This window comes from Bacteroidota bacterium (assembly GCA_026391695.1).
In the GTDB taxonomy this organism is placed as follows: domain Bacteria; phylum Bacteroidota; class Bacteroidia; order Bacteroidales; family JAGONC01; genus JAPLDP01.
In genome coordinates, this window is the sequence record JAPLDP010000017.1 from 1 (window position 1) to 13,916 (window position 13,916).

A 13,916-nucleotide genomic window follows, 5' to 3' on the forward strand; every position below is an offset into this window, starting at 1 on the left:
TTGATGATCTCTTCAGACGAGCATTTAACTTCTACAATTTCAAATTTACTGCCTGCCTCATCAGCTATTTTTTTAGCACGATGTCTATCTTGTATTTCAGCAAAAGTTGCATCTAAAATGACAGTATTTTTATCCAGTAATGATTTTTTTGCTCTAGAAAACATTTCATCATAAATGTGTATTATTTCTTCTTTGCCGTAAGTTGGATTTTTGACTAGTTTTTTTCTTATAACATCAGTTCTTAGTAAAATAGCACCTGTTTTTTCAGCAATTTTAGTAGCAACAATTGTTTTTCCGACTCCTTGGAGCCCACAGACTATAATTAACATAGATTTGAAAGTAAAATCAATTGCACCCAACGCCGAGCGCAGATGCCGGCCCGGATTGTTGCCCGTGCAGGCGGGCATGGTTGAAATTTAGTATTTTATATAACACCCTGGATTATATTTGCGCACCTGCATGGGCAAATAAAAGTTAATCCGGGCTGGCATTTGCGCGTTCGTTGCACTAAATCCCGTTCCCGGGCTTAGCCCGGGAACGGGATAGCCTTTTTTCTTAGTATTAGTATAAAGTTTCATTGACCTAAATACTTTATACTATGGAAAAAGCATCGATAAAATTAAGAAAAAAATCGTTCACAATTGTAGAACAGGCATGCCATGAAATACATGGCTTCGGAAAATTATTCCAGGAACTTCAGGACAAGATCGTCTTATCGGGGCAATCGAAGAGTACGCTGAATAACTATGCACGCAAGCTGGCACAGGTGAGTCTTCACTTTGGCAAGCTACCGCAACATATCAGCGAGAAAGAGATAAACCGCTACCTTGCTTCGCTGGCACGTAAATCAAAAACACCTTCGTTGAGTGATTTTAAGTTTGCAGTGTATGGACTTCGGTATTGCTACCGCCTGCTTGGCATGAATGAAAAAGTAGTGAACCTGCCACAGATTAAACGAGAGCGTGAACTTCCGGTGGTATTGAACCGGGAAGAATGCCGCAGCATGTTTAAGGCGCCTGAACTGCTAAAACACAGGATTATGTTATCACTGATGTATCCGGCAGGATCACGTGCCCGGGAAGCAAGCCGGTTGAAGATAGCAGATACGGTATTACGGCTTGCTGTCAGCCACAAAACGTAAGCATCTGAGGCAAGTGCAAAAAGGGTTTGGTATCCACATTCCGGAAAAGAGGGAAAAGAAAGACTGGAGGCAGATCTGTCGTGAGCACCTGAGCTATGATCCGGAACTGTGTCCGCATTGCAAACGGGGAAAAATGATCACCATCGAGCGGTTTGATCCAGGCAGGGGGCCACCATTTAATCTTTACAATCGGCAAGCGGTTACCGGAAAATAGCAGCAAATTAAAGAACGTTCAGGATATGGACACGGTAAGATATTGCATAAAACAGCCTGAAACGCCAATTTACAGTCTTTTTCAGCCTATTCTTTCCATCTGGCATGGCCTTGTTTATTATAAAAAGTTTAGCCTCTTCCCTGAAAACATCAAGCCTGTCAACTAAGAAAGTCATTCAATTTTCATAGAAACGAAACTAAGAGGATGTGCGGCCAGGACTGGATTTCCCCGCCGGAGGCGGGGCAGGCTGTGCAACGTGGCTTCATGTTGGGTCCGCCTCAGGCGGACCACACGAAGCCTTATTTATTAGCACACGTTAATTTATTATTTTTTAGACTTTTAGACTATAATACTGAATCCACAATCTTTGTTACCAACGCTTCTCCCGACTTTTCCCACGTTAATATTCAGTAACCTCTCATATGATCTGTAAATGTCAAACTATGTCGAAGGCCAGAAGTTAGCATGTACATTAACAAAGTTGTATCCAATCAGAGGTCACCCCCTCTGATCGCCGGGAAACCATTGAGATAAGCGATCTGGCCCAAAGTGTGCGACTTGAGTTTATCCCATGATCCAGAGCAGCTTATCCTTCACCTGTTCAAGTACATTTTCGCCGGCAGGGTGTGGTCAATTTGGGTCAGCGGGGCCTGGTCAGTTAGACTGTTTTATCCAATAATACAGGATTAATCTGACAAAACGATGGTTTCAAAATAGGGAGAGGGATCTTTTGGCGTTGAGTTGTCTTTTGGCTTAAAAAACACCTTTAACGATCTTCTGGCTGGAATATACAATGCCATCTGCTGTGTATCGGTATTGTAAAGATCGCCGTTATCCATGTACAGTGATGCCGGTTCTTCGCCCCAGTATGAACACATGATTTCCCTGACATTCTCGGCCGACAACTTATTGTTGTTTAATTGCAGTAAATCGTCTGTTTTCTGAAGAAGTAAATCCCATCGCTGGGTATTGATTATCCCATTGATGCCTACAGAAAAATTATTGACCTGTCCGTGGAGCATAAAACAGTTGACGGCTCCAATGATATTTTTATAGTTCCAGGATATGCCTGGATTCAAATCGGATGTGTCGACCCTGATGGCTCTTTGTGGCTGGATTCCGGTATTGGAAATGTTATTTTCAAGAACCACACAGTTTGTTTCGTCAGCAAGAAAGATCAGGTGATCAAATGTGTAAGCAAATTCCGGTTTTTTCAAATAATCGGCAATGCCTTCCTTTGTAGATTCAGTTTCAAGCGCTTTTCGGAGATCAAAAATATATGAACGCAGGCCAGGAGACTGATAGCTTGTCTCTACATCGGCATCCAGAATTGCGGCCATGATCCCGTTTTGGTAATTGATTCCCGTAATACACCCCAGATGTCCAAGTATTCCGATAAGGTAAATCGTTTTATCGGGATATTTGATCTTGGTAACCGATTGAATGGTAGGAATTACCGATCCGCCATACCAGTCAAGGGTCCGGTAGGCAATATTCTCCCCTGTTTTGGATGCTTCTCCCCAACACCCGAAGGCGCTACATTGCGTATAGCGAAACACATCCGAGACCAGATTAACCCCATACACAATTTCGTATGCACTCCAGTCGGAAGTTTGGTTGAACTGTGAAACAATTCCATCCATCTCATCCCGGTAATTTGCATCAAGTTGGGGCTTGATGTTCCCGATTCTTTCCGGAATATTACCTGTGTCTATATACTGATAGGTAGCAAGTTCATATAAATAGGCACCGAGAATGGTTTCATAGCCGGGTGCCACCTTTTTTATGCACCGGCCGTATTGCTGACCGATCCGGTAATGGGAGAAACCCTGTGTCATGTCAAGGGTAACCAGGTAATAGGTCCCTTTATTCTCGATTGTAACGGCTGAATCCTGAATGATATTGGATGGAACCGGATCAACCTGATCATTTTTGTTGCAACTTGTCCATCCTACCGATATAGACAAACCGAGTAGAAGAACGAACATCCGATTGGTTTTCATAATCAATTTTGTTTTGTTGTCATTAACATTTATATTGGATATTAAAAAATCATTTTAACAAAGTTAAATTTCCCAAATCCTGTTCTCCACCCTCCAAATAAAATACTAAACCCTGAAAGACCTCCAGCTTTCAGAAGATCTCCTTGATTTGTACCTCTCCAAATGGTAGTGTCGGCTTCTGATTTATTCATACCTGTGATTTGGGCAATCAGATTTTTACAATTCATTAAGGCTAAAGTCATAAAAAATATCAACGTTGCAATTTTTCTTTACATTTATTTCAAAATTTTATGATTGTTCTCATAATGTGTGCTAATGGTCGGCGGTATGAATAGTTGCCGATAGCGAATGATTCACCTACTGGATGTACCAATACTAAAGAGGGCTGTAACCCTTTTCACGCCTACATCTTCGACAATTTTTTATACCGCGAGTTATGCATAGGCGATACTTATTTCTATAAGAAGATTATAAAACTTGTATATCATCTTAATTAGGTCTATTTCGATTCATTTCTTCTGGTTCTTCCCAAAGCATCGGCAGCGATCATGGCATTGATGATTTTATCGGGAGTAATGTCGACAGCCTCGTGATGTATTCCTTCTGCAGGAGCGCAAGCTTTTATGGCCACTTCCATCAACTTGCTTCTACTGACGTCTCTTATACCAATATCGGAAAATACGGTCGGCAGTCCTATTTCCTCACAGAATGAGTACACAGTCGCTATTTCTTCAGGCAGTGTATCGGTTAAATGAAGACCTGTTAAAACGCCAAAGGCGACTTTCTCACCATGGAAGAACGAATGGGTTTCATCCAATGCACTTAGTCCGTTATGAATAGAGTGTGCGGTAGCAAGTCCTGAACTCTCAAATCCGATGCCGCTTAGAAGGATATTTGCCTCAACAATGTGGTTCAGGGCAGGGGTGACGATATTATTTTCACATGCCATTTTAGCGGCTGAACCGTAGAGTAAAAGTGTGTCGTAGCAAAGTTTTGCTAGATTTAGCCCTGTCATTGTACTATATCCACCACACTCGTTTGGCGACTGGGAGCGTTCACAGGACTTTGCCTCGAACCATGTAGACAAAGCATCACCCATACCAGCAACAAGAAAACGAGTCGGAGCAGCGGCAATAACATTCGTATCGACGAGAACCACCTGCGGATTCATCTTCATATAGTATACGGAATCGAAAACTCCCTGATCTGAATATATAACAGCACAACCACTACAAGGTGCATCAGTAGAGGCAATGGTAGGAACAATAATCACCGGGATGCCTGCCCTGTCGGCAGCAATTTTTGCTGCGTCAATAGTCTTGCCGCCGCCCATTCCTACAACCATGTCTACCTTACGGCTACTGATAATTTCAGCCAGACGTGTCAATTCTTTTTTACTGCACTCCCCTTGAAATTCTTCGACAGAAATCCAATTCTCATATTCTTTGATATTGTATCCAGGGAGTAATTTGTTTTTTACAGTCGGTGAGGCTAAAATAAGCCCATTTTTACCAAACAATTTGACCAAGCCTGGTAACTCAGCAAGCGCATTTTCGCCTTGGATATATTTTCCAGGGAACGCCGCTGTATAGTTTCTGGTAGGCTGTATATTCTGTGTTTTATGAATATTGCCTATCAAAACATTCGTATCTGCATGCTGGATACTCCCTGAATTAAACTTGTCATTCATATTTTTTATATTTTCTTGTTAACTATAAAAATCCATTCATGTGTTTCTTTTCGTTGTCTTTTCACGCTATTGCATAACGGTTACGCATATGGCCAGTGGCGGAGTGCGGGCTGCGTTCGTATCCGCCGATACGGACGCTGGAGTGGTCTACATAGCTTCGAATTCCTGCTTCCCCCGCCATTGGCTATATGCGATGTGTGTGCCCTGCATGAGCATGCAGTGCACACTTGTTGTAAGCTTTACAATAATGTTAAAAATACAAATTTTTTAACAGAAGGCAATCGACAAGCGTGCATTATTTTCCAGAGGGTGGAAGTCCCTGACATGGGTGTGGGTGTGGGTGTGGGTGTGCGTGTGATTAGAGGGGGAGTGTGATATGCCGGAAGGTGGGGGTAGTGGGAGAGGTGCACAGGTGAGCTTAACCGCTAGTCAGCTGCCTATTCGATTGTGCGCTGGCGCTATTTATTAATTAGTTTATTAACCTGAACTTTTAATCTGGGAATATCTTTTATAATAATTCCCCAAATAATCACATCATCCACTTTATCGTATCCATGAATTATCCAATTTCTTAAATCAACGATTCTTCTTGAATCAGGGATTTGAATATTTGGATCGATTTTTAAAATCCGGCTGGTCGCTTCACCAATAATTTCAAGCTCTCGCTCGATTCCCCGTCTTAATAATTTGTTCGATTTGAATTCGTCAAAATTATGTTTTTCCAGAAGATAAGAGTCTATTGAATCAATAGACTCTTTGATATCGTGAAGATATTTCTGAATTTCACGCTGCATATAACAGTTGCTTTGTTTCTTCTATACTTTCAATAAAATATGGATTAGAAAGAGAGTTTTCAGTCAATAGATCGATTTTTCGATTGAACAATTCTTCAAGCTTATGATGTAATTCAAAGTAATTATCCGTGTATTTCTCAATAGAAATGTCCTTGAACGAAATTAATATATCAATATCGCTATTGTTAGTGAAACTATCGGTGCACACTGATCCAAAAACATACAATGTTTTCACATCATATTTTTTGCAAAGCTCCTGAAGTGCGCTAATCTTTTCTTTAATAATACTTTGCATGACCTGATTTTTGTACAAAGATAATATTTATTATTCAGCATTTTTCATGTGTATCGTTTTCAACGCTTACGTATAATGTATTGGATATGTAAGCTTAATAAAAATACGAATATTTCCGGAAAGCGACACAGCGACATGGGTGTGGGTGTGAGTGTCGGTGTGGGTGTGGGAAGGGGTATGCTGAAAGACGGGAGGGGTGTGAGGCGTGTACCCCCGGTTATTCATGACCGGGGCCACCTACTCGATTAGTGCCAGTATAATTAGTTAAAGTGAAAACTCATTATTTCCATAAAAAATTGTTTTTTTGAATCATCTGGAAAATTAAAAGCACATGAAAGTGATGTCTTATCAGTTGAACTATTCATCAATTTGATAAAATTCTTATGTGTTTGAATTATTTTTTCTATTTTATCAAGTACATTACTGAAGTCAATAGTTTTTACAAAGATAATCAATGCAGTTTTTGAATCTCTCCATGTAAGATAACTAATAAGCTGATCAATTGCTTCTAAAACCATTTTTTCTCCTTTCCAAATTTTGCATTCAGCAACATAAAGATTTGAGCCATCCTGATATTTTAACAATATATCTGATCTACCACCCTTATTAAATGTTTCCCCAGTAGCTGTAATTGATTCATACCGAGATTCAAGAACAGATAATATTAAAAATCTTAATGATTCTTCATCTTTATCTTTATAAATAGAAGGTTTCTGCTCTATTGATTTACAATAATTTAAAATTGTATGATTAACATCTTTGTAAATCTCATCTGTTATTTGTGGTGAGTCGAAATATTTCTTTTTAACATCTTCAATTTTAGGAATCGGAATTTTTTTCTTTCTAATTGGACTTGCATTGAAGAAGGTAGTTGTACTTTCATTAACTTTTAAATCTATTGCCTTAAAAAAGTCATTTTCTTTAATAAATTGTTCTTTTCGTTTTTGAAAAGTCTGGATAATTAGTGCTTTAATTCTTTGATTTAGAACTTCAGCATATTGATTTACATTATCAATATTAGCTGTTATTTTATTTAAGATTTCTTTCTTCCTCTCTTCAAATTCCTTTTCGTCTGCATTGTAAACTTCAAGAACTACCTTAAGATACTGCTCTTTTATAATTGGTTCTATAGGTTCATATATTGTAATAGCTTGTATTTCTATGGTTGTCATCACAAAAGTGGGTGGTTTTACTTTTAATAAATCCGATGATCCATAAAAAGGAATTTTAAAATCAAATTCATAGATTTCTTTTTCAAAATCTTTACCGCTGAATCTATCATGAAAAAATTTATTTGATTTTTTTGGCGTATTAAAAGAAAGTTGATCCACCAGGATAACTAACTTATCCAGCTTGAATTTGTCATATATAGCATCTTGAAATTCTATTTCATCGACATTTAAGATATAATCTTTTGAGCGTCCTAATATTTCATCCTTGATTTCTTTGAACTTAGTTCCGTCGAAATCAACATGATGCATAGTTGCAAATATTTGGAAAGTGTCGTATCTCATATTATATTGTATGTGTGTGCCCTGCATGAACAGGGCAGCGCACACTTGTTGTAAGCTTTACAAAAATGTTAAAAATACAAATAATTGTTTAGAAAGCGAAGCAACAAGGGTGTATTGTTTTCCAGAGGGTGGAAGTACCTTATACGCAGGTGTAACGTCCTGAAGTATTAGCAAGTCGCAGAGCCTGCCCCGTAACGTAGGTCGGGGGTGGTATGCCGCGAGGCATGCATTAAAGGAAGTGTGGCTGTCCGGCCGTTGGCGAGATAAACTCTGTCCGATACTGGCTATTTCTCCCGGACTTGTTCCGGGAAACAGAAACGGCATATGAGGCTATGTGTATATCTTCTTTACAATCGGCAAGCGGTAACCGGAAAATAGCAGCAAATTAAATAACGTTCAGGATATGGACACGGTAAGATATTGCATAAAACAGCCTCAAACACCAATTTACAGTCTTTTTCAGCTTATTCTTTCCATCTGGTATGACCTTGTTTATTATAAAAAGTTCGGCCTCTTCCCTGAAAATATTAAGCTTGTCAACTAAGAAAGTCATTCAATTTCCATAGAAAAGAAACTAAGAGGATGTGCGGCCAGGACTGGATTTCCCCGCCGGAGGCGGGGCAGGCTGTGCAACATGGCTTCATAGCTTGTCTTGACGTAGGTCGGGATTGGGTCCGCCTCAAGCGGACCACACGAAGCCTTATTTGTTACGCCCAGTGCTTTTTTGTAGTCCGTGTATACCTCAAGTCGCAGTTTCCTTTAACCTTTTATTAGTGGTTTCTTTGGCTTTGGTTCAGGGATTAATGGCTTCTTTGGCTTTTCGGGTAATAAAGGTTTTTTTGGTTTCTCTGGTAAAAGAGGTTTCTTTGGTTTTTCTGGTAAAAGTTTTTTAGACATAGTTGCAAATTTTTAATTGTTTATATTTCTTTTAGTAAATCTGCAAGGTCAGTTGGAGTAATTTTTTGAAATCCATATTCTGTCTCCAAGATATTTAAGTTTGTTACGCTAAAAACAGATTTTACTCCTGCTGATACTGCATTGTCGTTAGTGCAAAAATAGTCCCCACCAATTGCTATATGTGAAGCAACTGAATCTCCGTCTGCCCACTCTACAATTGCTTTTGTAATATTTTCATTTTCTGAATCGGGAGCTTTCCCAATACCTTGAAATCCTGATAGTGTATCATACTTTAAACCTATCTGCTGTATTTCGTAATCGCCTGCTTGTAATTCAGTAATTCGTCTGCCAACTTCAAATACCTTGTCAAGATATTTACCTAATGTTTCATTGTCCATTTTATATTTGGCTGCTTCTATGTCTTTATTTGTAATCCCTGCAATTCTTGGCAAATGAATAATGTTAAACCCTAACCTTAAAGCGTCTGCAAAATGTTCTTTCAAAAATCCACTATTACCTGGATGAGCATTTTCATTTGGTCCGATTTTAAATTGCATTTTTATTGCTCCGTTTTCTCCTTCACTAATGTCTGTTGTGATTACCGCCTTATAATCTCTGAAAAATTGTTTTCTGTCTTTTTTTTGAATCGCTTCCAGTGTAAATACTGTCTCAGAAATAAAAGGCATCACTTTCCCATTATTAATAGCTTCTCGAATTGTCCTGTAGTCCGCATTGATTGGGTCTTTCGGAAAATTGTCTGGAGTTGCAACCTTTCTCCAAGTGTTAGAGTCAAAGGTTATTTTCATTGGTGTCGTCATATTTAAATTGTTAAAGTCGTTTTTCGGTCGTCATAGCATTTGGCATAACTATCATGTAGCACCTGCTCGTGTAATCCTGTCTACACACTACTAAGATTTTGGACAGGAGAGACTTAGTAGCGTGTTATAGTGATTATTGTTTTTCTTGTGTCAATGATCATTACAATGGTTGTGAATGCCCGGGTAACTTTCCGGATTAAACGGTATATAAGCCACGTAAAGATATGTTTTTTTTAAATATGAACGGTTAGCATGCGACTGAAATTTAATCACAAATATGACCCCCCCGGTTCATACCGGTGATTATTTTTTTATCTGTTCATTTATGGATTCATTTTTTTGTGTAAATTTGCAGTAGAACTTTAAATTTACACGAAAATGTATATCAGAAGGGTCATTGAGGACGAAGTTATTGCCATGGCAAAACAGTATCCCATAATTACCATTACCGGTCCGAGGCAATCAGGCAAAACAACTCTCTCAAAACATCTTTTTAGTGATTTACCTTACTATAACTTTGAAAATCCGGATACCAGGTTATTTGCCACGACGGACCCAAGGGCATTCCTGAACAGTAACAGGGAAGGAGCAATCCTCGATGAGATTCAAAACACCCCTGAACTGATATCATACCTGCAACAGTTTGTTGATGACAGAAGAAATGAAGTGAAATTTATCCTGACCGGAAGTAATCAGTTTACGTTGCTTGATAAAGTAACACAGTCCTTGGCCGGTAGGACGGCTATACTAAAACTCCTCCCGTTAGGATTATCCGAAATTGGTGAAGAAAAGTCTTTACCAACAAATGATTTGATTCTTAAAGGATTCTACCCTGGAGTTTATGCCCACAAACTCACTCCTTATAATGCGTATCGCAATTATTACGAAACATATCTTGAAAGGGATTTACGCAAATTGATACAAATAAAAGATCTCGGTTTATTTCAAAAATTTGTCAGAATTTGTGCTGGCCGGATAGGAAATCTGGTCAATGCTTCAGCTATTGCCAATGAAACTGGTGTTTCGCTGGGAACAGTAAAATCCTGGTTGACAATGCTCGAAGCATCCTATATTATTTATTTTCTTCAACCCTATTATGAAAATATGGGCAAGCGATATATAAAAGCGCCTAAAATCTACTTTTACGATGTGGGACTGATTGCTTTTCTTTTGGGCATAGAGGATACGAAACAACTCGACAGGGATCCGTTAAGGGGGGCATTGTTTGAAAACATGGTTGTTTCGGAATTGATTAAAATGCGCTTCAATAGAGGACTCGACGGCAATATTTACTTTTATCATGACAGCCACCATAACGAAATTGATATCGTTGTAAAGCATGGAAACTTGTTGCAGCCGGTTGAAATTAAATCGGCGCAAACATTTCATACTGACTTTTTAAAACAGTTTAGGCATTTTAGCAAAGCGTTTCCTGACAGAGCTACCAATCCTGTTTTAGTATATGATGGTGAAATGGAGCAAAAAGTTCAGGATGTGGAAATTATCAATTTTCGGGAAATTGATATCGTATCAAATAATATCGTGTAAGTCGAATAACTCTGCGAAGTAATCTTGTGCGGTCGAACAATCCTGAGGAAGGAGGAGAATTAATACTCCATTGTTCTGTGGCGGAATATGGCTCCGGGATTTGTATTGTGGTTCGTACCTGTGATCTGAATATGGATTTAATCGCTTACAGATGAGCCCTTTAATGTCTATTCTTTGACTTTTTCATTAACATTTTCAAAAATTATCGGTTGTCCATTCCAAAATGTTTATAAATTTACATCCCCGCTATTGCACCATGAAGATTTAACCTAAAGAAAAATCCATTATGGCTCTTGAAATCAAGCAGGTCACTTCGAAAAGAGAACTCCGGACATTTATTAAACTGCCTTTCGTCATTCACAAGAATCATCCCCTGTGGGTTCCTCCGCTGTTGATGGATGACCGGAAGTTCTTTAATGCAGCCAAGAATCCGGCTATTAAGAAAAATGATACCCTCCTGTTGCTGGCATGGAAAGACGGCAAGCCCGTGGGGCGTATCATGGGCATCATCAACCGTATACGCAATCAGATGTTTAACGAACGCCATGTCCGTTTTGGCTTTATGGAATGCTATAATGACCTGGAAGTGGCTAAAGCCTTGCTCCAAAGAGTAGAAGAGTGGGGCAGGGGATTTGGGATGGTGAAAATTGTCGGCCCGCTGGGATTTTCTGACCAGGACCCTGAAGGATTTTTGACAGAGGGATTTGAATATGAACCGACATTGGCAACTATCTACAACTTTGAATACATCCCCGTTCTCATGGAAGCTTGCGGCTATTCAAAGGAAATTGACTGGGTTTGTTACATCGTCGACCTGAAAACAGTTAATCTTGACTTTTACGAAAAAATAGCCCTGCGTATAGAGGCACGGAATGAATTTACTTTTCTGAGCTTTAGAAAAAGAAAAGAGTTAAAGCCTTATGTTAAGCCCGTACTTGAACTATTAAGTGAAACATACATTGATCTCTATGGTTTCACGCCATTGACGCCGGAGGAGATCGATGCACTGGGCAAGCAATACATCCCTGTGCTTGACCCGCGTTTTGTCAAGGCCGGCAAAAAGGGTGATCAGCTAATCGGTTTTCTTGTCGGCATGCCTAATATGAATGTAGGTTTCCGCAAGGCCAAGGGCAGGCTGTTGCCATTTGGGATTTTTTATCTTCTTGCAGCTGCCAAAAAATCCAAACAGCTCGATCTGCTTCTTGGCGGAATAAAAAAGGAATACCGCAACATAGGCCTCGATGCCTGGGGTATGCTCCGGATCATACAGACTGCCCAAAATTTAGGATTCACCACTATCGACAGCCACAATGAGCTGGAAGAGAATTATTCGGTTCGTCAGGAGATGGAGCGCTTGGGCGGAAAGATATGCAAACGTCGCCGTATCTATCAGAAAATGCTTTAACTGGCTCACCGATGCCCGGGAGACTCCCGCCTAATGGTTGTACATATCCATGACATCGGTGATGCTTTTCTGGCAGACCTTGCAGAATTGCATATGTCTGGTGAACATGATGCAGTCGAGTTGCGAACGGTATAATCCTATTGCCAGATAACCTGCACCTTCAAAAGCCCCGACCTTATCTTTATATATTTCCTTTGAAAAAAACTGGTCTTCCTCGTTGTATTGCCGCATAAACAGGTCTTCCATGATGTTTTCCGGTACTTTGGCGGAACGCAGGCTATCGCGTTCTTTCTGGATCTGGTAGCCGAATTGATCAAAAGGCTCTTTATTCCATGGCGTGGGAATATGTGTGCCCTTTTCGACCAGCTCTTTCCATTTGAGATTATTTTTATCAAAAAGGCCGGTTATATTGGTTTCCCATGGTTCCACCGTGACCGGAGGCACTTCGTAGGCCACCGAGGAGGTGTAATATTCATCGGCCAGCCCTGCCAGGTGATGACCCATCTCATGGACCATGATGTACCCGGCATATTTGTTATCGGAAGATACGGTCGTGTATAAATTATATATTCCGCCGCCGCCGTAAGTTCTTTCATTCATCATGATCACCATGAATTCATAGGGAACCTGAGAGGCGACATTACGGATGGTTTTATTATCATATGACAAAGCATAACGCTCTGAATCAAAGCTGCCATATTGAACTGATAAAGGCGTACGCTTAAAAACACCTGGATGGGGTTTTGTCACACCCGATTCCATTGCAGGTGTCTCCACAGCGCGGATATTAATATCACTGCTTCTTGATTTAAAAGGCTCAGTGGCAAGAAGCACATCAGAAAGTCGTTTTGCATCGGTTCTGAATTTCTCCATCTCATCGGCTGTATATCCATCACCCAGGATGACAATATCCACTTTGGTTTGTGCCGGGCCATTGTCGAGGATAACGTCAGTCCTGTTGGTGTGAATGATGTCTGCCGGATTGACCTTGCGTGAGGCTGGATCAATGTCGGTAGTCCAGATGGTTTGAAACGCATTTTGGGCATCGCGTTTTTTCAGGATTACAACGACTTCATTTATTGGCCATGGGAAACGGATGGATTCGTGGAAGGTACCCCGGCTTGTTCCGGCTTCCGGAATTGTCTGCCATTCTCCGAAAATGCTGGCAAAACCGCGTGAATACAACATCAGGCTGGTGGCTTTATCGATCACTTCAAAAAAATACAGTCCAAGCTGGAGCTTGTCTATAAGGATGGTTTTACTACCGGGCCATGAACCGTCCGACACGATGCGGTCGATTGAGAATGTCTCGTCCGTTGCAGTTCCAGTATGGAAATAGTCGAGTCGCATGGTCTTATCCCGGAAATAGGTGTCAAAAGGCTGATCACCTTTATTCTGCACGGTGATGTCGGCTTTTTTTGCGCATTTGTCTTTTTCCGAAGGTGCATGGGGGCAGGTGCAGGCTGCCAGCAGCGTCATAGCGATTAAGATATATGCTGTTTTCTTCATGGTATAATAAGATTTACTCTGATAAAGGTAAGAAAGCTTCAGAAAATAATACAAGGTATACCCTGAATATATTCCAACATATACTAAG

Annotated in this window: 17 protein-coding genes; 6 read left to right on the forward strand and 11 right to left on the reverse strand. The window is 40.2% G+C overall.

Annotated features, from left to right (window positions below; translation table 11 throughout):
- Positions 1 to 359, reverse strand: a 359-nt coding sequence (locus NT175_00505; protein MCX6233194.1) for an AAA family ATPase, incomplete at its 3' end; no start/stop codon positions are given.
- Positions 360 to 598: 239 nt separating this feature from the next.
- Here NT175_00505 and NT175_00510 point away from each other — a divergent pair.
- Positions 599 to 1,141 (forward strand): phage integrase N-terminal SAM-like domain-containing protein, encoded by a 543-nt coding sequence (locus tag NT175_00510; GenBank protein ID MCX6233195.1) that lies wholly within the window; start codon positions 599 to 601, stop codon positions 1,139 to 1,141.
- 13 nt (positions 1,142 to 1,154) lie between these two features.
- Positions 1,155 to 1,355 (forward strand): hypothetical protein, encoded by a 201-nt coding sequence (locus NT175_00515; protein MCX6233196.1) that lies wholly within the window; start codon positions 1,155 to 1,157, stop codon positions 1,353 to 1,355.
- Between the two features lie 7 nt (positions 1,356 to 1,362).
- On the opposite strand, the gene NT175_00520 is transcribed toward NT175_00515, so the two are convergent.
- The 6 genes from NT175_00520 to NT175_00545 form a co-directional block, all read right to left on the reverse strand.
- Entirely contained in the window at positions 1,363 to 1,530 is a 168-nt protein-coding gene (locus NT175_00520) for a hypothetical protein (protein ID MCX6233197.1), read from the reverse strand.
- A 511-nt stretch (positions 1,531 to 2,041) separates the two neighbouring features.
- A complete protein-coding gene (locus NT175_00525; GenBank protein ID MCX6233198.1) occupies positions 2,042 to 3,358 on the reverse strand; it encodes a C45 family autoproteolytic acyltransferase/hydrolase in 1,317 nt (438 codons plus the stop codon).
- 41 nt (positions 3,359 to 3,399) lie between these two features.
- Entirely contained in the window at positions 3,400 to 3,600 is a 201-nt protein-coding gene (locus NT175_00530; GenBank protein MCX6233199.1) for a hypothetical protein, read from the reverse strand.
- Positions 3,601 to 3,857: 257 nt separating this feature from the next.
- Positions 3,858 to 5,048 carry a glycerol dehydrogenase gene (locus NT175_00535; GenBank protein ID MCX6233200.1) on the reverse strand — a complete coding sequence of 397 codons (1,191 nt, stop codon included), beginning with the start codon at positions 5,046 to 5,048 and terminating at the stop codon, positions 3,858 to 3,860.
- Positions 5,049 to 5,506: 458 nt separating this feature from the next.
- Entirely contained in the window at positions 5,507 to 5,842 is a 336-nt protein-coding gene (locus NT175_00540; protein MCX6233201.1) for a DUF86 domain-containing protein, read from the reverse strand.
- Positions 5,832 to 6,137 carry a nucleotidyltransferase domain-containing protein gene (locus tag NT175_00545; GenBank protein MCX6233202.1) on the reverse strand — a complete coding sequence of 102 codons (306 nt, stop codon included), beginning with the start codon at positions 6,135 to 6,137 and terminating at the stop codon, positions 5,832 to 5,834. The genes NT175_00540 and NT175_00545 overlap by 11 nt, the downstream gene beginning before the upstream one ends.
- 75 nt (positions 6,138 to 6,212) lie before the next feature.
- Here NT175_00545 and NT175_00550 point away from each other — a divergent pair, with 75 nt between their 5' ends.
- Positions 6,213 to 6,386 (forward strand): hypothetical protein, encoded by a 174-nt coding sequence (locus tag NT175_00550; GenBank protein ID MCX6233203.1) that lies wholly within the window; start codon positions 6,213 to 6,215, stop codon positions 6,384 to 6,386.
- Between the two features lie 11 nt (positions 6,387 to 6,397).
- On the opposite strand, the gene NT175_00555 is transcribed toward NT175_00550, so the two are convergent.
- Positions 6,398 to 7,651, reverse strand: coding sequence for a hypothetical protein (locus NT175_00555; protein ID MCX6233204.1), 1,254 nt, complete (start codon positions 7,649 to 7,651; stop codon positions 6,398 to 6,400).
- Positions 7,652 to 8,054: 403 nt separating this feature from the next.
- On the opposite strand from NT175_00555, the gene NT175_00560 reads away from it, so the two are divergent.
- Positions 8,055 to 8,195 carry a hypothetical protein gene (locus NT175_00560; protein MCX6233205.1) on the forward strand — a complete coding sequence of 47 codons (141 nt, stop codon included), beginning with the start codon at positions 8,055 to 8,057 and terminating at the stop codon, positions 8,193 to 8,195.
- A 215-nt stretch (positions 8,196 to 8,410) separates the two neighbouring features.
- Here NT175_00560 and NT175_00565 read toward each other — a convergent pair whose 3' ends face one another.
- Both NT175_00565 and NT175_00570 read right to left on the reverse strand, forming a co-directional pair.
- A complete protein-coding gene (locus NT175_00565; GenBank protein ID MCX6233206.1) occupies positions 8,411 to 8,548 on the reverse strand; it encodes a hypothetical protein in 138 nt (45 codons plus the stop codon).
- A gap of 20 nt (positions 8,549 to 8,568) precedes the next feature.
- The gene (locus tag NT175_00570; protein ID MCX6233207.1) at positions 8,569 to 9,354 is read right to left on the reverse strand and encodes a hypothetical protein; all 786 of its coding nucleotides are present in this window, start codon (positions 9,352 to 9,354) and stop codon (positions 8,569 to 8,571) included.
- Between the two features lie 390 nt (positions 9,355 to 9,744).
- On the opposite strand from NT175_00570, the gene NT175_00575 reads away from it, so the two are divergent.
- The gene (locus tag NT175_00575; GenBank protein ID MCX6233208.1) at positions 9,745 to 10,914 is read left to right on the forward strand and encodes an ATP-binding protein; all 1,170 of its coding nucleotides are present in this window, start codon (positions 9,745 to 9,747) and stop codon (positions 10,912 to 10,914) included.
- A gap of 286 nt (positions 10,915 to 11,200) precedes the next feature.
- Complete coding sequence (locus NT175_00580) at positions 11,201 to 12,319, forward strand: hypothetical protein (GenBank protein MCX6233209.1); 1,119 nt, start codon at positions 11,201 to 11,203, stop codon at positions 12,317 to 12,319.
- A 30-nt stretch (positions 12,320 to 12,349) separates the two neighbouring features.
- On the opposite strand, the gene NT175_00585 is transcribed toward NT175_00580, so the two are convergent.
- Positions 12,350 to 13,828, reverse strand: coding sequence for a M64 family metallo-endopeptidase (locus NT175_00585; GenBank protein MCX6233210.1), 1,479 nt, complete (start codon positions 13,826 to 13,828; stop codon positions 12,350 to 12,352).
- Between the last annotated feature and the right edge of the window lie 88 nt (positions 13,829 to 13,916).

Bases quoted from the DNA above. Each gene is read 5' to 3' on its own strand.
- NT175_00510 (MCX6233195.1), top strand. From the start codon at position 599: ATGGAAAAAGCATCGATAAAATTAAGAAAAAAATCGTTCACAATTGTA.
- NT175_00520 (MCX6233197.1), bottom strand. From the start codon at position 1,530: ATGACTTTCTTAGTTGACAGGCTTGATGTTTTCAGGGAAGAGGCTAAA.
- NT175_00525 (MCX6233198.1), bottom strand. From the start codon at position 3,358: ATGAAAACCAATCGGATGTTCGTTCTTCTACTCGGTTTGTCTATATCG.
- NT175_00530 (MCX6233199.1), bottom strand. From the start codon at position 3,600: ATGACTTTAGCCTTAATGAATTGTAAAAATCTGATTGCCCAAATCACA.
- NT175_00535 (MCX6233200.1), bottom strand. From the start codon at position 5,048: ATGAATGACAAGTTTAATTCAGGGAGTATCCAGCATGCAGATACGAAT.
- NT175_00540 (MCX6233201.1), bottom strand. From the start codon at position 5,842: ATGCAGCGTGAAATTCAGAAATATCTTCACGATATCAAAGAGTCTATT.
- NT175_00545 (MCX6233202.1), bottom strand. From the start codon at position 6,137: ATGCAAAGTATTATTAAAGAAAAGATTAGCGCACTTCAGGAGCTTTGC.
- NT175_00550 (MCX6233203.1), top strand. From the start codon at position 6,213: ATGTATTGGATATGTAAGCTTAATAAAAATACGAATATTTCCGGAAAG.
- NT175_00555 (MCX6233204.1), bottom strand. From the start codon at position 7,651: ATGAGATACGACACTTTCCAAATATTTGCAACTATGCATCATGTTGAT.
- NT175_00560 (MCX6233205.1), top strand. From the start codon at position 8,055: ATGGACACGGTAAGATATTGCATAAAACAGCCTCAAACACCAATTTAC.
- NT175_00565 (MCX6233206.1), bottom strand. From the start codon at position 8,548: ATGTCTAAAAAACTTTTACCAGAAAAACCAAAGAAACCTCTTTTACCA.
- NT175_00570 (MCX6233207.1), bottom strand. From the start codon at position 9,354: ATGAAAATAACCTTTGACTCTAACACTTGGAGAAAGGTTGCAACTCCA.
- NT175_00575 (MCX6233208.1), top strand. From the start codon at position 9,745: ATGTATATCAGAAGGGTCATTGAGGACGAAGTTATTGCCATGGCAAAA.
- NT175_00580 (MCX6233209.1), top strand. From the start codon at position 11,201: ATGGCTCTTGAAATCAAGCAGGTCACTTCGAAAAGAGAACTCCGGACA.
- NT175_00585 (MCX6233210.1), bottom strand. From the start codon at position 13,828: ATGAAGAAAACAGCATATATCTTAATCGCTATGACGCTGCTGGCAGCC.